The 18765-nt window shown below is 62.4% G+C and carries 16 protein-coding genes; 8 read left to right on the forward strand and 8 right to left on the reverse strand.

The genetic code is table 11. The features are described from left to right. Nucleotides 1-147: 147 nt before the first annotated feature. The 3 genes from IEW17_RS02015 to IEW17_RS02025 all read right to left on the reverse strand — a co-directional run bounded on the left by IEW17_RS02015 (nt 148) and on the right by IEW17_RS02025 (nt 3452). Nucleotides 148-1515, reverse strand: a complete 1368-nt coding sequence (locus IEW17_RS02015) for a 4Fe-4S binding protein (protein ID WP_188560350.1) — start codon at nt 1513-1515, stop codon at nt 148-150. 78 nt (nt 1516-1593) lie between these two features. After that, complete coding sequence (locus IEW17_RS02020; RefSeq protein WP_188560351.1) at nt 1594-1821, reverse strand: hypothetical protein; 228 nt, start codon at nt 1819-1821, stop codon at nt 1594-1596. A 296-nt stretch (nt 1822-2117) separates the two neighbouring features. Then, a complete protein-coding gene (locus tag IEW17_RS02025) occupies nt 2118-3452 on the reverse strand; it encodes an NAD(P)/FAD-dependent oxidoreductase (RefSeq protein WP_188560352.1) in 1335 nt (444 codons plus the stop codon). 150 nt (nt 3453-3602) lie between these two features. Here IEW17_RS02025 and IEW17_RS02030 point away from each other — a divergent pair, with 150 nt between their 5' ends. From IEW17_RS02030 to IEW17_RS02040, 3 genes are all read left to right on the forward strand, one after another. Continuing rightward, entirely contained in the window at nt 3603-4349 is a 747-nt protein-coding gene (locus IEW17_RS02030; RefSeq protein ID WP_188560353.1) for a DUF547 domain-containing protein, read from the forward strand. A gap of 313 nt (nt 4350-4662) precedes the next feature. Continuing rightward, nucleotides 4663-5091 (forward strand): hypothetical protein, encoded by a 429-nt coding sequence (locus IEW17_RS02035; RefSeq protein WP_229748757.1) that lies wholly within the window; start codon nt 4663-4665, stop codon nt 5089-5091. 256 nt (nt 5092-5347) lie between these two features. After that, nucleotides 5348-6076 (forward strand): carboxypeptidase-like regulatory domain-containing protein, encoded by a 729-nt coding sequence (locus IEW17_RS02040; protein ID WP_188560355.1) that lies wholly within the window; start codon nt 5348-5350, stop codon nt 6074-6076. 150 nt (nt 6077-6226) lie between these two features. On the opposite strand, the gene IEW17_RS02045 is transcribed toward IEW17_RS02040, so the two are convergent. The 3 genes from IEW17_RS02045 to IEW17_RS02055 all read right to left on the reverse strand — a co-directional run bounded on the left by IEW17_RS02045 (nt 6227) and on the right by IEW17_RS02055 (nt 9115). Then, a complete protein-coding gene (locus tag IEW17_RS02045) occupies nt 6227-7699 on the reverse strand; it encodes an APC family permease (RefSeq protein ID WP_188560356.1) in 1473 nt (490 codons plus the stop codon). A gap of 120 nt (nt 7700-7819) precedes the next feature. After that, nucleotides 7820-8359, reverse strand: coding sequence for a hypothetical protein (locus IEW17_RS02050; protein ID WP_188560357.1), 540 nt, complete (start codon nt 8357-8359; stop codon nt 7820-7822). 171 nt (nt 8360-8530) lie between these two features. Continuing rightward, complete coding sequence (locus tag IEW17_RS02055; protein ID WP_188560358.1) at nt 8531-9115, reverse strand: hypothetical protein; 585 nt, start codon at nt 9113-9115, stop codon at nt 8531-8533. Between the two features lie 319 nt (nt 9116-9434). Here IEW17_RS02055 and IEW17_RS02060 point away from each other — a divergent pair, with 319 nt between their 5' ends. Continuing rightward, the gene (locus tag IEW17_RS02060) at nt 9435-12197 is read left to right on the forward strand and encodes a hypothetical protein (protein WP_188560359.1); all 2763 of its coding nucleotides are present in this window, start codon (nt 9435-9437) and stop codon (nt 12195-12197) included. A gap of 56 nt (nt 12198-12253) precedes the next feature. On the opposite strand, the gene IEW17_RS02065 is transcribed toward IEW17_RS02060, so the two are convergent. After that, entirely contained in the window at nt 12254-12922 is a 669-nt protein-coding gene (locus IEW17_RS02065) for a helix-turn-helix transcriptional regulator (RefSeq protein WP_188560360.1), read from the reverse strand. Between the two features lie 207 nt (nt 12923-13129). Further along, entirely contained in the window at nt 13130-14335 is a 1206-nt protein-coding gene (gene corA, locus IEW17_RS02070; RefSeq protein WP_188560361.1) for a magnesium/cobalt transporter CorA, read from the reverse strand. Between the two features lie 190 nt (nt 14336-14525). On the opposite strand from corA, the gene IEW17_RS02075 reads away from it, so the two are divergent. Genes IEW17_RS02075 through IEW17_RS02090 form a run of 4 tightly spaced genes read left to right on the forward strand, consistent with a single transcriptional unit; the run spans nt 14526 to nt 18703 of the window. After that, on the forward strand, nt 14526-15500 hold the full coding sequence (locus IEW17_RS02075; protein WP_188560362.1) for a hypothetical protein: 975 nt from the start codon (nt 14526-14528) through the stop codon (nt 15498-15500). Between the two features lie 28 nt (nt 15501-15528). After that, nucleotides 15529-16806: an MATE family efflux transporter gene (locus IEW17_RS02080; protein WP_188560363.1), complete on the forward strand. Its 1278-nt coding sequence runs from the start codon at nt 15529-15531 to the stop codon at nt 16804-16806. A 40-nt stretch (nt 16807-16846) separates the two neighbouring features. Continuing rightward, entirely contained in the window at nt 16847-17809 is a 963-nt protein-coding gene (locus IEW17_RS02085) for a glycosyltransferase family 2 protein (protein ID WP_188560364.1), read from the forward strand. A gap of 42 nt (nt 17810-17851) precedes the next feature. Further along, nucleotides 17852-18703 carry a phytanoyl-CoA dioxygenase family protein gene (locus tag IEW17_RS02090; protein ID WP_188560365.1) on the forward strand — a complete coding sequence of 284 codons (852 nt, stop codon included), beginning with the start codon at nt 17852-17854 and terminating at the stop codon, nt 18701-18703. The last annotated feature ends 62 nt before the right edge of the window (nt 18704-18765 follow it).

The following is an 18765-nucleotide window of genomic DNA, read 5'->3' on the forward strand; positions in this document are numbered from 1 at the left end:
CCTATCAAGCTGATTTTAGCTCAAAACTCACCCTCACCCCTTAATTTTTAACACAGTTCATGTGAAGGGACGGAATCTAGACGAGTTCGGCGCCCATTAAACTTTATATTACCGCTAAAATTCAATTATGCAGGCACACAACTCCACTCAACTCAAAATCCGCAGCGAGTCGGCGTGAATAAGCGGCGAGGCTTGATACCGGCCTTCACGCGGGCCATTCTCCAGGTTGAGTACGCCGCGGGGGCAAGCCGTGCTGCACATGCCGCAGCCCACGCACGAGGCCCGGATGATGGGCTCGCCGCGCTGGGCGTACTGCTGCACATCGATGCCCATTTCGCACACGTTGGAGCAGTTGCCGCAGGAAATGCATTGCGCGCCGTTGGTGCTGATGCGGAAGCGGGAGAAGTGCTTTTGCAGCAGGCCCAGGTAGGCCGCCATGGGGCAGCCAAACCGGCACCACACCCGCGAACCCATCAGGGGGTAAAACCCAACGCCAATCACACCCGAAAAAACGGCCCCGATGGCGAAGCCGTACCCTTTGGCGGCCACGGTGCCGGCCGCGCCGAGGAGGGTGCCGCCGGTGGCAAAATGCGTCCAGAGCAACGCCGTGATGATAATTATTGCGCCCAGCACGGTGTAGATAATGCGCACTTCCCAGCGCCAGGCGGTGCGGCTCTTGTCGGAGAGGTGGCGGTAGGGGTCGCCGGCGGTTTCGGCCAGGCCACCGCAGCCGCACACCCAGGAGCAGTACCAGCGCTTACCCAGGAAGTAGGTGAGCACCGGCGTGGCCAACAACGACATCATGCCCCCCCAAAACACCATGAATACGCCCAGTCCGCCGTCTTTGACCAGTGCCGTGACGGTGCCCGGAAATAAGTAGTCGTATTTCAGGGGCCAGAAATAAGTGAAATAATACTCCGGTTGCTGAAAAAACTGCAGCACTCCGGGAATGAGGAAAGCAAAGCCCAGCTGAAAAAACATGACCGAAGCGGTGCGGATAAGCTGGTAGCGCGACTGCCGGTATTTCCAGAGGGCCCGGCCCCCCATTAGCAGTATCGCCAGGGTGTAAAACGTGCCGTAGAGAAACCACTGGTCGGCGGGCCTGGCGCGCAGCCACTGACTGAAGCCGTCGAGTGAGTGCACCAGGTTGTTGAGCGGGCCGAAATTACCCTGGCCGTCGTTGTTGCTGAACCAGTACAGCACCACGTAGAAACCGGTGAGCACCAGGCCGGTGACCCAGGCGATGGCTCCGCGCCCGGTGCTGTCCCGCAGCCAGAGGTTGTTTTGCTGCACCCCAGCGGGGTGCTGGCCGTATTTCAGCCAGCTCCAGGCCAGCGTGCCGGCGCTTATAAGGCCTAGCGCCAGGTAAAACCAGGTTGTCTGGCGTCCCGGGTTGGCATCGGCCAGGGCCAGGAGCAGGGCCAGCAGGCCACCGGCTACCACGGCCAGGGTCAGCTTTTCGGCCGGGGAAGTTGCTGGCAGGGGCGGAGCGGTAAGTACAGGGGCAGCAGTCATGGAAGCAGAATAGCAGGGGATTATACACTATAAATCATGCTGTACTACGTCCAGCATGACGGTCTTGGATTCCGGCTCCTAATGGTGGTGGTCATGGGGCTCATCGGGCTTGCCGAACAGATTAAGAAGCGAGCCACCGACGTAAAAAGCCGTCCAGCACACATACAGCCAATTGAAGCCGGTGGGGGCGTGGCCTACGGCAAAGTGCAGGATTAGGTGAGCTCCGGCGCTCATCAGCAGGCCGGTGAGGGCAATGAACTGAAAGCTGTTGAGGGCCGATGGGCGGTATAGTTTGGAGAAGTCCAAGAGGAGAGGGGGAATTATAAATGTGGAATTAAAAATTAAGAAGAACAAATAATGCGGCGGTCATTGAAATCTGAACAGGTTGTTGGGAACCCTGTCCAAAAGCTTTAAAGACTATTCAGGGAGTCGAAAGCACGTCATGCTGAGCGCAGCCGAAGCATCTCGCCTACTTCATTGAACCGCTCATACGAAGCGGGCGAGATGCCTCGGCTACGCTCAGCATGACGTTCTAATTTAATCTTGACTACTTCTTAAACAGTTTTTTAAAGACTGTTTAGCGGATTTTCAATTCTTGCTCTTTAATTTTTAATTGAAAACAGGCCTTTACGCTGCTTTAGTGCCACCGCCAGCGCGGGAAACTGGCGGTTGAAATCAGCCACGACGGCCTTCTCATGCTGCGGGAAAAACTCGGGGTCAAAGTTAGCCGCGCCCAGGTGAGCGACTACCGTGCCCACCGCTGCCTGTTCCCTAATCCAGTTCTCGCACACGGCCTGGCGCAGGCGCAGGCCCAGCGCGTTGAAGCCCGTCACGGCGTGCGGCGCAGTACTACCGAAATAGATGCGCAGGGCCACCCGTCCACTGGGGTGCTCCCAGTAGAAGCTGCTGATGCCAACGGTGGGTTCGGCCGGGGCCTGGCCGTAGGTCTGGTATTCGAGGTTGAAGAACTTGGCCGAATTGAACCAGATGCCGCGCCGATACGGCATGGGCTGCCCGCAAATGCTGTGGGCCACGGTTTCGCCTTGCATCCGGCCGGTGTACCAAAGCTGCTCGATGGGTAGTTCCCCGGCGGCGGGCTGGCGGTGCTGGGCGCAGTCGCCGGCCGCGTACACGCCGGGCACGCTGGTGCGCAAGCACTCATCGACCAGGATTCCCCGGTCGGTTTCGATGGTTGACGTGTTGGCCAGCGTGAGGTTGGGCGTGACGCCTATGGCCAGCCCCACCCATTGGCAGAGGATTTCCTCGCCGGCGGTGGTCACTATGGCGCGCACGCGGCCCTGGGAGTCGCCCAGAATCTCACGTAGCTCGGTGTTGTAGCGCACGGGCACGTGGTTTTCTTTGAACTGGCGGTCTACCAGGTTGGCTTCTTCGGGGGGCAGCACCACGCTCCAGTAGCGGGCCTCGCGCACCAGCACCACGGGCTCGATGCCGCGGGTGTGCAGCATCTCGGCCAGCTCGACCCCGATGAGGCCGCCGCCCACCACCACGCCCCGGCTGATGCCGTGGGTGTCGCGGGCCATGGCTTCCAGGTCGGGCAGGTTGTAGAGGCCCTGCACGCCGGCCAGGTGCTGGCCGGGCCAGCCGTAGCGCCGGCTTTCGGAGCCGGTGGCCAGCAGTAGCTGGTCGTAGGTGAGGGTGCTGCCGTTGCCGAGCGTTATGAGCTTTTCGGTCGTGTTGAGGATGTCGGCGGTGGCGTGCACCAGGCTCAGGCGGTTTTCATCCCAAAACCAGTCGCCGTAGGGCTTGATGTCCTGGGCGCGCAGGTGGCCCATGTACACGTACATCAGCGCGGTGCGCGCGTAGTGGTGCGCGCTTTCGCTCGATACGATGGTGATGCGGGCGGCGGGCTGCAGCCGGCGCACGGCCAGCGCACACGTAATTCCGGTGATGCCGTTGCCGATGATGACCAGGTGCATGAATCAGGAAGTAAATAAGCTAATTGTCAAATGTAGGCGGGGCCGGCACAATCCAACGGGGCCGGGCGTTACGTTTGTGCCGGCAGGGTGCTGGTAGACTCGCCACCGCGACAGCCTTACACCGTGCCTTCATTCTATTTCGCCGTCCCAATGCCACTTGTTTCTCACCTACGTCGCTTCCTGTCCTGCTATTTGCTGGCCGTGCCCGTACTGGCGCACGCCGATGTCCCACCCACGCCCAGCCTGTCGGCGGGCACCAGCACCTTCCTGGCGAAGTACGTGAATGCCGAAGGTAATGTGAACTATGCCGCTATCAAGCGCAACCCGGTCGAGCTGAAGGCGTTGCTGCGCCGCGTCGAAACCTTCAATGCCGCCGCCGCCAGGCCTGCCGAGCGCGAAGCGTTCTACCTCAACGCCTACAACCTGCTGGTTATCGGCGAAGTAGTGGCGCGCTACCCGCTGGAGTCGGTGCAAAAAGTGCCGGGCTTCTTCGATAAAAATCTGGTGAGCGTGGCTGGTGAGAAGCTGACCCTCAACGACCTCGAAGCCAAAAAGCTGCGCCAGCCCTACGCCGACCCACGCGTGCATTTTGCCCTGGTGTGCGGTGCCAAAGGCTGCCCCCGTCTCAGCCGCACGGCCTACGCCGCCACCCAGCTCGATGCCCAGCTGACCACTCAGGCGCGCAAAGTGCTGCAAGACCCCACGTTCATCCGCGTCGACAATAAAGCGGGCAAAGTGCAGCTCTCGCAGATTTTTAAGTGGTACGAAGCCGACTTCAAGGCCAGTGGCAAAACCGGGGTGGCCTACGTCAATCAGTTCCGGGAGGGCAAAGCCATTCCGGCCACTTATGCCGTTGATTATTACGTGTATGACTGGGCACTGAACAATCAGAAGTAGCAGGTAAAAATTGCGGCCTTCGACGTGGCCAAAGCCGATGTGGCCGACTAATAATATACTTGCTGCCTCAAGTGGTATGATGCCGATTTCAGCGCCCGCAGCAGTTCGGGGTTGATGTACGTGAACAAAATTCGCCAAGAATACTGCCCCTGCAATTGGAGCCTGAACGACCAGAAGCTCCCGCCCAGCAGCGTGGCCGCGTTGCTTTCCAAGTAAAGGCTGGCGCAGTGGCAGGGAACAGGCCAGCGTAACGGAAAAGTGGGGGATGCGTAAGCTTATCAACTACGTATTCTCACTCATTTTCCTCCTGACTATGATACCTGATGATATTTCCGGCAATGGCACCTCGCCCAGCGAAGGCGAGCACGCCGACATTACAGAAAATAAGGGCTTCCCAGAAAACGAGGAGCTTGAGAAGCAAAAGCAGTACAAACAGGACCAAAGCAATGGCAAGTCTTCAAACGACCCCAGCGCGGCCCGCAACACCGGGGCCAACGGCTACACCCAGCGCAACAACCAGAAAGACCAGCTCGACAACCTGCACATTGGCGGTTCCGAGAGTACCCCCCAGGGCGGCAACGACCACACCAACGCCGGGGAGCAGGCCCAGGGCCCGGGCTTTGAAGTAGAAGGCAGCTACGAGCTCGACCACAACCTGCGCACCCGCGAACAGAAGTTTGGCGATAAGTCCCTCAGTGGCCCACCACTGGCCATTAGCGGCGAAGTGCCCACCGAGGAATAGCCGCTACTGCGGCAACCAGAAAGCAACCAGAACCTGGCAGCGGGGCCGGAGTTTGAAGCAATTTGCTTTGGACTCCAGCCCCGCTCTTGCTTTCGGAAAGTATGGGTAACCCGGCATGGCAAGAAAAATCAGGAAGGCAATGCAGATAACGCTACAAAAGCTTAACTTGCACAACCTATTTGCTTAGGTGGCTTTTAGGAATAAATCGTTTTAGTAGCCTCTTAATTAACCCGTACCACTCCTTTATTATAATCAAATGAAATCAGAAAATCTACCCGAAGTATCCGATGAGCAGTACGACCCAAACCTCGATGCGCAGGACGAAGAAGTGGCCTCGGGCGGTAACAATAAGCTGCTTTATATCCTGATAGCAGGCTTATTGGTGTTGGTAGTTGGCTACGTGGCACTCCCCAAGGGCAATGGTAACGAGGGCGGTCTGACATCGGTAACGCCGAGCTTTATGCTCGATGACGCTGCCGTGACAGCCACTTCCCCCACCGCCGCCGATAGCATTGCCGCGGGACTCAAAGCCGCTCCCGTCGCCGCCAGTGCCGACGACGAGAAAGACGAAAAAGTAGCTACCAAAATTACCGTGACCCGCCCCGTGGCTACTAGCGTCGCTCCAGTGGCGGTGGCGGTGGCCGCTCCGGCGGCGGCACCAGCTTCGGCGGCTCCCGAGCCGGCCGCCGCTGCGCCAGTGGCCGCCCCCGAACCCGCCGCTCCCACCAACGTGACGATGTCGGGTAAGATTGAGGACGAGAACGGCCGCCCCATGGTGGGTGCTACCGTGATGCTTAAAGGCAGCAACAAAGCTACCAGCACCGATGCCAACGGCAATTACAGTTTGGAAGTCCCGGCCGGCACCGACAATACGCTCATGTATGGTTACGGCGGCTACGACGACGAAGTAGTGCGCAGCCGTGGTATCCAGCCCGTGAACGTAACCCTCACGCCCCGCGTCAAAGCCGGCCGCAAGCGCCGCTAATTAGTGATTAGCGGTTAGTGGTTGGCGGTAAACCGGCAGATTGCTCCGTTACCAGCACAAGAAAGGGCCTCCCGCATTGGGAGGCCCTTTCTTGTGCTGGTATCCTGGATAACAGTCATTAATCACTGAGCACTAACCATTAATCACTATTTACGCTTTGCTGCCGAAGCGCCGGCCAAACAGGAAGTAGACCGGCAGGCCCAACGCTACCAGGCCCAAGCCCCGGCGCGAGAATTCGGCCGTGTCGGGCGCGATGAGCAGGATGACGCAGAACGCCGAAGCCAGCAAAATATAGAGGCCCGGCACCACCGGATAGCCCCAGGCGCGGTAGGGGCGCGGAGTCTCGGGCCGGGTGCGGCGCAGCACGAAAATGCCAATGATGGTGACGACGTAAAACAGGATAACGGCAAACATCACGTAATTGAGCAGCTGGCCGTAGGAGCCGCTCAGGCAGAGCAGGCAGGCCCACAGGCACTGGGCCCAGAGGGCGCGGCCGGGCACGCCAGCCCCGTTCAGGCGGGCCAGGCTCGGGAAGAATAGCCCATCCTTGGCCATGGCGAAATAGGCCCGTGAGCCGCTGAGGATGATGCCGTTGTTCGCTCCAAACGTGCTGAGCATGATGAGCACGGCCATGATGTAAGCGCCGGGCGCGCCCAGCACCGATTCGGCTACGGCCGTGGCCACCCGGTCATCGGTAGCGTACTGAATGCCGCGCCCGGCCACGGTAGTGGCTTCCGGCGAGCCGTGCAGGGGCAGCACCAGCAGGTACACCACGTTGATGAGGATGTAGAGGAGCGTGACGATGGCCGTGCCGATGGCCATGCTGCGCACCAGCGTGCGCTCCGGGTTCTGGATTTCTTCGCCCGCGAAGCCGATGTTGTTCCACGAATCGGAGGAAAACAGCGAGCCGGTCATGGCCATGCCAATGGCGATAACCAGGCCGCCGCCGCCAATGGCCAGCGGGGCGGCGCTCACGCCGGGTGCGGGGTAGCGCGTGGCGGTCCAGAGGTCGGCAAAGTTGGCCGCGATGGCGTCGTGGTTCATGCCCAGCGCCACGCCAAAGATGATGAGCAGCGCCAGGGCAATGAGCTTGGTGCTGCCCAGCACGTTCTGGATGAGCTTACCGGTGCGCACGCCCTGCGCATTGAGCGCCGTGATGCCGATGATGAGGATGATGGCCAACAGCTGCACGCTGCTGAATTCGAAGCTGCCGGCTTTGAACAGCAGGTTCTTAACACTGAAAAACGGCACCAGCACGCCCGTAAACTTGGCGAAGGCCACGGCCACGGCCGCAATCACGCCGGTCTGAATAACGAGAAACAGCGTCCAGCCATACAGAAAGGCCGTGAGCCGCCCGAAGGCCTCGCGCAAATACACGTACTGCCCACCCACCTTGGGGAACATGCTGGCCAGCTCGCCGTAGCTGATGGCCCCGGCCATGGTGATGAATCCGGTGAGCAGCCACACCACCAGCAGCCAGCCGGCGCTGCCCACCTGCCGCGATATATCGGCCGAAACGATGAAAATACCCGAGCCAATCATGCTGCCCGTGACGAGCATAATGGCATCGAAAAGCGTGATGGCCCGTTGGAAATGGGGTTGTGAGGGTTGAGGTTCGGTCATATTGTAAATGGAGATTTTTGCCAAAGAAAACGCAAAGGCCCGCTACGAGAGGCGGGCCCGGGTTTCAAAGCGGAAAATCAGGTAAAAAGGGGGGCTGTGGAATCAGGAAAACCCTGCCAGCTAAAACTCGCTCCGGTCATACCAGCTGCGCATGCGCCAGGGGTCGTTGCGATTTTTGCGCACCAGCACCAGCCGGGCCGTGCCCGAGCCGGAGAACCGCACGTTGTCGCGCTGCTCAATGGTGAGCAGGAACGAGCGTTCCACGCTGGCCAGCGTGTCCGACGAAATTGTGTCGGAGCTGGGCAGGTACTGTGTCCACTGCAAGTTGGTGGAGCGGGCGGCCCGAAACAGGCGGTAGGTGGTATTGGCGTCCACGTCGCGGGTCCAGGAGCGGTCCACGTTGGCGGCGAAGTCGCGGTAGGTGAAGCGAAACTTCGGGGCCAGCAGCTGCCCGTAGAGCGTGGAGTCGCGCAGTTGGTACGAAGCCCGAAACCGGTCGAAAAAGCCGCGCACGGTGACGGGGTTGCCCAGCAATTGGTTTTGGTCGGTGGGTACCTCATCGAGCGCCGGCGCGAAGGGATTGCAGGCAGGCACCGTGAGCAGCAGCCCAATGCCACCGAGCAGCACAACAGGAAATGACAGGCGCGGCGGCAGATTCATGAGGCGAAATATACGCTTCGCTTACTGAAAAATGAGAAAAAAAGGTTTGTCATCCTGAGCAAAGCGAAGGACCTTGTCAAGCATGAGCAGTTGGCACTAATTGCAACGTCGTAGGCGTGGCAAGCTCCTTGGCTCTGCTCAGGATGATAATTCCCTGGTTGAAGCAAAGCGTCAGTGCGAGATGAAGTACTTCTTTAAATCCGTCCAGCACAGGCCGGGGCCGGTGCGCTGGTCGCGCCAGGCAATGATGCGCCACTCGTTGTTGCGGCGGCGCAGAATGAGGCGAATGTTGCCCTGGAGCAGTCCGGCGCGAAACGCCGTGTCCTGCTGGGTAATGCGCAGCTGGTAGCGGGCCGATACCTCCACCGAATCGGCGGTGTAAAGCTGGTCGCGGCGGTCGGTGAGCAGGAGGGTGTTCGAAACGGTGAGGGCCGAGCGGCGGCGCAGGCTGCTGAAGTACGTGGTTTCTTCGGGCACGCTCCAGTTGGCAAACAGGCCGGGTGCGGACCCGGCACTGGTGGGGTCGGGTACGAAACGGTAGTCGGGGCCGCTGAAAGTGCGCTCGTAGTTGGCCACGTTCACGCGCTGCACCGCGGTGCTGAAATTGGCCAGCAGAATGTCAATCTGGGTGGGCTGAATCCATTCGCTGGCCGTGACCGAAGGCTCGGGCTCGCGCAGTTGAAAGCAGGCCGGCAGGGCCAGCAGCGCCAGCCCGCAGGCAGCTTGGAAGAGGAGAAGGGCGGGCCGGGGTTTCATGGGCGGGCGGCAGGGGCGGGGTGTAGCGGCAAGTTACGGCGGGTTGGTGGTTGAGGATGAGCGGTAAGCTCCCCTCCTTTTTTAAGGAGGGGATGTTCGAGCCGAAGGCTCGGACGGGGGTGGTGAAGTCGTTGCACGACACCCGAACGATTCGTACAGGCAAAGCAGCCGCGAGCCGTTCAACGACCGCAACCACCCCCGTCCGAGCCTTCGGCTCGAACATCCCCTCCTTAAAAAAGGAGGGGAGCTTGCCGTTCTGTATCCCGTCAACCGGGACCTGCGCCGTACTTTCGTCACCCGTCATCCGCTTCCCTTCGCAATGTCCCGAAAGCTTCTGGCGTTACTCACGGCGCTGCTACTGTTACTCGCGCTGGCCACTTTTGTCTATTACCGGCGCACCCTGGCGGCCGTGCCCTTGGACCCCTACGCCCTGGTGCCCGATGATGCCGTGCTGGTTCTCAGCACCCACGACCATCCCGCCCTGGTACGGCACTTGCAGGAAACCGAGCTTTGGGACAACCTCACGGCCGTGCGCTACGCCCAGCAAGCCGCCGGCCACCTCGCCCTGGCCGATAGCATTGCCGGGGGCAGTGCCCGCCGCCGCAACACCCTCGTTAATCTCCTGGGCCGCAAGCTGGTCATTACCTCGGTGCACGTGACCGGGCCGGGCGAATTCGATGTGCTGTACCAGGTGCCGCTGCGCCGCGTGAGCGAGTACCGACAGGTACGCGGCCTGCTCGAAACCCTGGGCCGGGACCCGCGCTACCGCCTCAGTATCCGCGACTATGAAGGCCAGGAGTTCAGCGTGCTCACCGAGCAGCGCACCGAAAAGAGCATTACGGTGCTCAACTACCGCAACCACTTGCTGATAAGCGCCAACGCCGGGCTGGTGGAGGCGGTGGTGCGCCGGCTGGCGCGCCCCGAACAGCCCACCGTACTGGCCGTGTTCAACTCCATTGATTTGTTGAAGCAGCGCGGGGTTGATGCCTCGCTGCTAATTAATTACCGCCGACTGCCGCAGTTTCTCGACGTGCTGTTCCGGCCCGAAATGCACGGGCAGTTCGACCAACTTACCGGCCTGGTATCGCAGGGTTTGCTGGGGGTGAAGCTGGCCGGCAGCCGCTTGCAAATGCAGGGATTTTCAAACCCGGAAACGGCCAACGGCACCTTACAGCAGCGGCTGCGTGGCCAGCCAGCCCGGCCGCTGGGCCTGATGAGTTTGCTCAGCACCCGCACCGCGATGCTGCTGCACCTGGCCGCCGACCCCGCCCGCACCTGGCCCCGGCCCGGCCGCTCGCTAACGGATTCGTTGGGTCGCGAAGCGGCGCTCGACAGCCTGCGGGCCACCTTCGGCGGTGAAATGGCGGTGGCCTATTTGGCGGCCCCGGCGGCGGGCAGCCGGCCCGGCCGCCTGGCCTTGGTGCAGTGTCCGGCCCCGGCCCGCACCGCGCAGTGGCTGGCCCGCCTGCGCCGAATCGAGGGCAACTCGCCGGCGTTCACCAAAGTAGGCGCTTACGAAATCCACCCCGTGGGCTTCTCGGAGGCAGCCGTGCTGGGGCCGCTGCTGGCCACTGCCGGGCCCCAGGTGGTTGAGGCCCGCGCCAATGCGGGCGTGCTGGTGGGTAACTACTTGGTGTTGTCCGATGAACAGACCCTGAACGGCTATCTGGCCGATGTGGTGGCCAGTCGCACTTGGGCCCAAACGCCTGCGCAGGTGTCTTTTTTGCAGGAAACCCTACCCCGGGCCCGCCTGAGCATAATTATAGATACGCGCAACAGCTGGAACGCCCTGCTGGGTGTGCTCACCGAGGAGCGCCGGGCGGGCCTGTTGCGCAACGAAGCGCTGTTCAAGCGCTTCCCGCAAATTGCCCTGCAGCTGGTGCCCGCCGATAACGAGGCCGCCCCCGAAGCGCAGTACTTTACCCAACTGCTGCTGCGACACCCCGACCTGGGGCCGGCCGTGGCCCAGGCCGGCAGCGCCATGGCCAATGGCCGGGTGCTGGCCTTCAAGCAATTGTTGGTGGGGCAGCCCACGCTGCTCGCGGCGGCGGGCACCCGCATTCCGTCCATAGTGGTGCAGGATTCGGCCAATACCCTGCACTACGTCACGGCAGATAACACCGTGCTGTGGTCTGACACGCTGGCCGGGCCGGCGGTGGGCCTGAGCTTGCTGCCGGCCGCCGGCCGCTTGCCGGGAGGCCTGCTGCTGGGTGAGGGCAGCTTGCTGCACCTGTTGGGCAACGATGGCCGCGACGTACTGCCCTTTCCGCTGCACCTGCCCGATACCGTGCGCGTAACCAAGCTGCTGGCCGCTGCTGCCGGCCCCGATGCCCCCGCCCGTCTGCTGGCCGTGACGGCCGGCAACGACCTGCTGCTGCTCGATGCCCAGGGCCGGCTGTTTCCCGGCTGGCAGCCCAAGCGGCTCGATTTTCCGCTGGCGGGCGCGCCCGCCATACTCAGCATCAACGGCCGCGATGTGGTGGTGGTGCCCCTGCAAAACGGCTACGTGTACGCGTTCGATGGCAAGGGCAACCTGTTTCCGGGTTTCCCGCTGAGTTTGGGGGCGCGGCTGGCCGGCGGCCTGCTGGTGCAGGCCGGCAGCACGCTCACGCGCTCGCGCCTCACGATGGTGAACCAGCACGGCGAGCTGGTGACGTTCACGCTGAGCGGTGACGTGCTCACGCGCCGCCGGGTGGCCACCTGGAGCCGCACCGCTCGCTTCCGGCTGGTGCCCGATTTGCGTGGCCGCAGCTTCGTGCTGACCCGCGAAGATGGCAACCAGCTCGATGTGTACCTGCCCACCCAAGCCGCTCCGCTGTTCACCCAGCGCTTCGTGACTTCGGGCACCAAACCCGTGCAGCTCTTCGACTTTGGCAATGGGCGGCGCATGGTAGCCGTCACGGAAACTGGGCCGGGCCAGGTTTTCATCTACGAGAACAAGGGCAATCTGCTGGGTGGCGCTTCCTTGCCCAGCACCGGCACCGGCATCGGGATGAGCTACGATGCCACCACCGACACTTACCAATTGGTGCGCATCGTGGGCCGCGAGCTGCGTCGTACCGAACTGAAAGTGGGGTTGTAACGGGGGCATCGGCCGCCGCTACGGTGAGGAAGTGCCATCCGGCAGGGCGCGGCCCTTCAAATCAAGTTAAATGCCCGGGCATACTGCCCCAAATCGAAGCTGCTGGTGGCCCCCAGCTTCTGACGGATGTTGCGGCGGTGGGTATCGGCGGTTTGGGACGAGATATTGAAGGCCGCCGCAATCTCGGGCGAGCTGTGGCCCAGGGCCAGGCAGCCCAGCACCTCGCGCTCGCGGGTGGTGAGGTTAGCGAAGGTGGCTGAGTTCTCGCGCAGAAAGGTGTTTTCATCAAGCAGGCGCTGCACCTTGGCGGTAATGTGGCTTTTGGGGTCGATGGGCGCGGAGAAGCAGATAACCAGCAGGGGCTGGCCGGTGGCGTTCTGGGCCAGGAGGCGGGCCGTGCTCAGGTGCCACACAAACGCGCGGCCCGGCCCGGTGCGCACTTGTTGAAAGAACGTGACGGTGTGGGTCAAGTCGTTGCGCTCCAGTAACTCTACCACTTTGGGCACGTACTCGTGCGCCTCGTCGGGGTTGAAGTAGCGGGCGTAGTATTCTTCGCCCAGGGCTGTGAGCTCGGGCAGGGTCGCGCCCAACTCGCGCAGGCCCCGGGCCGACATGTAGAGCACCCGGCGGGCATCGCCGCTGAGGATGATGACCGCGCCGGGATATTCATCGGCAAAGCCCGCGATTTCGGCAATGCGGCGGGCAACGAGCTGGTCGTCGGTCATGGGGGGAATGAAAAAGCTGAACGGAAAAAACGGACAAGCGAATGAGACGGATATAGCAGAATAGCAGCACGGCAAGTTAACGCGCAGTTGCTGAATAGTTAGCCGACGCTGGCGGCTGTAGAAATCGTCATCGTGGCTCCGTCCGGCGCAAAAAAAAAAGTCCCGGCGGGGTGGCCGGGACATTTCAAAAAGGGGCACCGCTGCTGCCTACCGATTAGTAAGCCAGCCTTTACGGAAGAAGTACACGAACTGCATGATGACCACCAGCACCATCACGCCCACCACCAGCGGGTAGCCCCAGGGCTGATACAGCTCGGGCATGTTGAGATGGTTGACGGTGCCATCGGGGTTTTCGCGCTGGAAATTCATGCCGTAGAGGCCCACCACGAAGCTGAGCGGGATGAAAATGGTGCTAATCATGGTCAGCACTTTCATCACTTCGTTCATGCGGTTGCCCTGGTCCGACATATATAGGTCGGTGAGGGAGGAGATGTTATCGCGGTAGCTTTCGGCCAGGTCCAGGGCCTGAATGGCGTGGTCGTAAGCGTCGCGGTAGAAGATTTTTAGCTCTTCGGGCATCACCTCTTCGGGCAGGCGCAGGACTTCCGCTATTTTATCGCGCTCCGGGTACACCAGGCGGCGAAACCGCACCACGTCTTTCTTGATGCGCAGAATGCGATTCAGCAGCCGGCGCGGCCGTTTATCGGCAAAGATGGCTTCCTCCAACTCCTCAATGTAGTCGCCGATGGCGGCCATGGTGGGGTAGTAGTGGTCGAGCACCACATCGGTGAGGGCGTAGGCCAGGTACAGCACCGGGCGGCGGCGCAGGGTGCTGAAATTGGCCCGGATGCGCACCCGCAGCGAGTCGAGACAGTCGTCGTAATCGTCCTGAAAGGAGAGAACGTAGTTAGGGCCGGTGAAGATGGACAGCTGGTCGTCGTCGATTTCAAAGTTGCGGGTGAAATCGGTCATGCGCGACACCATGAACAGGCGGTGGTCGTCGAATACCTCCATCTTGGCGCGCTGGTAGTCGTTGAGCACGTCTTCCATTTGCAGCGGGTGCAGGCCGAAATCCTGCATCAGCTGCTCCATCAGGGCCAGGTCGCCGTAGCCGCGCACGTCAATCCAGTGCTTGAGGTCGGGGTGGTCGCGCAGCTGCGTAATCAGCTCATCGTAGCGGTCCGTGTATTCATCCTCCTCAAAGGATGCTTCGCTGTACGATATGAGGAACAGCCGGGGCTTTAGGGCTCCTTCGCGCACGTTGAGGGTGCCGGGGCGCTGGCCCACCTGTTGCTCCCGCGCCTGCCGGGTGGCTTCGCGGTCGATGACAGTGTAGCCCACGGAGCCTTCGCTGTCGGCCAGGGCCGGCGAGCGGTTGGGCGCTTCTGAGGGTGGGGAACTGAGCGGATTCATGCAGTTAGAGAAGAAAACGAAAACAAAAGCGCAACCTCGCTCCCTACGCATAGCAGGAAGTCGAAGATGCCGCGCCAACAGTCATTAGGGGTCCGCGACATGGTCGCCGGCCGTTCCGTGCCGTACTTTGCCGGCAGGGCCACGAAATTACGGTTTGAAAAGTACGGATTCTTCAGTTGTTGCTGGGGCAGTGCCCGGGGCCAGCGCCTTCGCGGTGCGCATGGCCGAAAGCGGGCCGGCCGGACCAGTGCCGCCGCAACTGCCGCTGGCCTTTGAGCCATTTTTATACCTGCGCCCCGAGCACCAGGCCCTGGCCCCCCACGGCGGCCCGGTGCTGAGCTTTTATCTGGAAGAAGCGGTGAGCGGCCGCACCGTAGCGCAGCTATACATAGTCCTTGATAATCAGGATAAAGTCGCTCAAAGCCCCGTGCAGGCCCCTTTTGGCGCGGTGCAGCTGGCAACGGGCTTGCCGCCAATGGGGCTGCACCAGCTGCTGGACGCCGCCGAAAGGGAGCTGGCCGGGCGCGGCATGCAGCGCTTTTTATTACGAAGCTACCCCTTTGCTTACGACCCGGCCGGGGCCGCCACCCTGGCCGAAACCCTGCGCCAGCGCGGCTACCGCGTGGCCCTGGCCGAGCAGAACTACTACCTCGACCCAGCCCGCGACTACGAAACCCACCTGCACCCGTCGGAGCGGCGGCGGCTGCACAAGTGCCGCCGCCACGGCCTGCACTTCGAGCAGGAGCCGCCGTTTCTGCTGCCCGCCGCTTATGCGTTTATCGAGGCGTGCCGGCAGGAGCGGGGGCAGGCGCTGTCGTTGTCCTTGGCGCGGGTGCAGGAACTGTTTCAACGATTTCCGCGCGAGCATTTCCTGTTTTCGGTGCGCCAGCCCGATGGCGCGTGGGCGGCCCTCACGGTAGCTATTCGGGTGAGCGAGCGGGTGCTCTATAACTTCTACCCCGCCAGCCCGCTGCGCTGCAACGCTTTTAGCCCGGTGGTCATGCTCAACGAAGGCCTGCACGCCTTCGCCCGGGCCAGCGACCTGGCCGTGCTCGACCTCGGTACCTCTACCCTGGATACCGGCCCCAATGCTTCGCTGCTGCGCTTCAAGCGGCACCTGGGCGGCGTGGCCGGCCTGCGCCTGAGTTGGGAGCGGGCGCTGTAAGAAAGGAGTTATCCGTTCTTTGCCGTCCATGTCCGATACGCCACCCGTTCTTCAGCCTGCCAGCCCGCCGCCCATCTGGCGGAGCTTCGTGCGCGGCTCGATGGGGACGGGGGTAGCCGTGGTAGCCCGGGCCGCGGGGGCGTTGGTCGTGAACAAGCTGTTTGCTACCTACGCGCCGGCCGGTGGCCTCACGCTGCTGGCCCAGTTCCAAAACCTGATGGCGCTGCTCACGGCCCTGCCCAATGATGGCGTGCACGTAGGCGTGGTGAAGTACCTCGCGCCGCTGCGGCCCGGCAGCCCGCGCTACCGCCTGTGGCTGGGCGCGGCCGCCGTGCTGAACCTAGCGGCGCTGGTGGCGGGGGGCGCGGTGCTGGCCGCCCGGGGCCTGCCGGGCTGGAACGCCGGTAGCCTGGCAGCATTGCTTATTGGCATAGCCATGCTCACGGGACAAACGCTGCTGGGAGCCGCGCTGTTGGCCGCCGGGCGCTTGCGGGCCTACATTGGTTTGTCGGTGTTGGTGGCCGGGTTGGGCACGGGGGCCGTGGCGGGGGCGTTGTGGCAGGGCTGGCAGCTCAATTCTGTGCTGCTGGCCTACCTGCTGGCCCAGGGTCTCACGCTGCTGCCGGCGCTGGGGCTGGCGGCCCGGGCGGGCCTGCTGCGGCACCTGCGGCTGGCCGCGCCCGTGAGCCGGGCGGCGCTGCGCGGGCTGGGCCAGTTCCTGCTCATGGCGGTGAGCACGCTGCTGTTTGGAAAAGCTGTGGATTTTGTGCTGCGCGGATATCTGTTGCAGACGTATGGCCCGTCTCGCACCGACCTGTGGCAGGCCGTGGCCAAGCTCTCCGACAACTACACCATGGTATTTGCGGCCGTGATGAGCAGCGTGTTTTACCCTCGGCTGGCGGCGCTGGCCGGGCAGCCCCGGGCGGCGCGGGCTTATCTGCGGGGCGTGCTGGGGCTGCTGGCTCCGGTATTGGCAGTGGGCCTGGGGCTGATTTTTGCCTGCCGAAACTGGTTGTTGCCGCTGCTGTTTGCGCCGCAGCTGCTGGGGGCGCGGGAGTTTCTGGCCCCGCAGCTGCTCGGCGACTGGGCCAAGTTTCTAAGCTGGGTGTTCATCTTTCAGCTCACGGCCCGGGCACGCACGGGGCCCTATATCGCTGTGCAGGCTGCGTCGGCGGCGGTGTTCGCGGCGCTGCTGGCGCTGGCGCTACCCCGCTTCGGCTTGGCGGGCGCGGTGCTGGCCCATGCCGGGCGCTACGGCTTGCTGCTGCTGGGCTGCGGGGTTTATTATTACAGGAATGAAGAGTGAACAATGAAAACTTTCATCGTTTCATTCGCCATTATTGCCCATGCCCGACTTTTCATTTCTCGTTCTTAATTCTTCACCAACCACCGCGCCGCTCGTCACCATCGTGGCGCTGTGCCACAACCACGCGCCGTTTCTGCGCGAGGCCCTGGATTCTATTCTGGCTCAAACTTATTCGCACCTGGAAGTGTGGCTCGTGGACGATGCCAGTACTGACGATAGCCCCGCCATTCTGCGCGAATACGCTGCCCGGTACCCCACCTGGCACCTGCTATTGCTCAGCGAAAACGTGGGTAACTGCCGCGCCTTCAACCTGGCTTTTCGGCAAAGCCAGGGCGAGTTCCTGATTGATTTTGCCACCGATGACGTGTTGCTGCCCGAGCGGGTGGCGCAGCAGGTGGCCGCTATTCAGCAAGCTGATTCCACGGTGGGCATGGTGTATTCAAATGCCGAATTGATAGCTGAGGATGGCCAGCTGTTGGGCCTGCACCACCGTCCCGATGGCCACGGCGGGCTGCTGCCGCCGCCCGCCAGTGGCTGGGTATTTGCCGAGGTGCTGCGGCGCTACTTCATCAGCACGCCCACCATGATGATGCGCCGGGCCTGCCTGGCCCAGTTGGGCGGCTACGACGAAACCCTGGCCTACGAGGACTTCGATTTCTGGGTGCGGGCCAGTCGGGAATGGCAGTTCGTGTACCTGGATATCGTGACGACCCGCAAGCGCAAGCACCCGCGCAGCATGAGCGCCAAGGCCTACCGCCGCCACGACCCTTACCTGACGTCCACCATTTGGGTATGCGAAAAAGCCCTAGCGCTGGCCCGCACGCCCGCCGAGCACGCCGCCCTGGCCACCCGTTTGCGGTGGGAGCTGCGCCAGGCCATGCGTCGTCATCGGCATACCGAGGTGTGGGCGCTGTTCGGGCTGCTGCGCCAGGCCGCCCGCCCCACGCTGGTCGACCAGGCCCTCGCAACCTGGAGCCGCTTGTTTGCCAGGATTAGCAAGTAATTTTGAGCAAACTACCCGAAGCCCCGTTGGCTTCGCAGCCCCATGACACCTCCCGACCCCTCGGCCGATGCCGAACCCTTCAACCAGCTCGACCTCAACGGGCAGCGCGTGGCCTACCAGGTAGAAGGAGCCGCCAAAAGCACCGCTGACGCGCAAGTGCTGCTGGCCCAGGCTACCGACCTCACGGCGCGCGCCGCGTGGGCAAAAGTCGGTTATGCCGTGGTGCCGGGCCTTCCTGCCCCAATTCAGCAGATGCTGCAGGCTGGTTTGGCCGAGCTGCTGCGCGAGGCCCTGCGCGCCGCGGGCTGCTCCGTTGCGTCCGATTTCGACATCACTCACTATCACCATGCCGTTGGCGATGACCCGGCCCGTCACCTGGCCGTCATCGCCCAAACCAAATCCTACGACCTGAGCCGCCTGCCCATTGCTCCGGCGCTGCTCGAAGGCCTGGTGAGCGCGGCCTGCGGCCAGCCCGTGCGGGCTCACAATCCGCATGCCCGGGAGGCGGTATTCCACTTGCGCATTGTGCGCCCCAACCGGGCCGACCAAAACCCGCTGCACCGTGACGCTTGGCTGCCCCGCTACCACGATGCCCTTAACATTTATTTGCCCGTGGCCGGGAGCACGGCCCGCTCATCGCTCACGCTGGTGCCGGGCAGTCACCACTGGCCCGAAAACATGGTGGAGCGCACCGAGGGCGGGGCCATTTACCACGGCGTGCTTTATACCGTGCCGGGGGTGTTGCGCCCGGTGCGCCCGCTGCAAATCATTCGGCCCAATCCCGGCCCCGACGAAGTGCTGGTTTTTTCGCCTTATCTGCTGCACGGGGCCGCCGCTAACCTGAATGACGACGCCACCCGAATTTCGTTAGAAATGCGCTTTTGGGCCCCGTGAACGGAATTAAAAAGGAAGAATTAAAAATTAAAAAATTGGGTATCAGACTTCTGATTTTTAAT

The organism is Hymenobacter frigidus, assembly GCF_014640435.1.
GTDB classification, from domain to species: domain Bacteria; phylum Bacteroidota; class Bacteroidia; order Cytophagales; family Hymenobacteraceae; genus Hymenobacter; species Hymenobacter frigidus.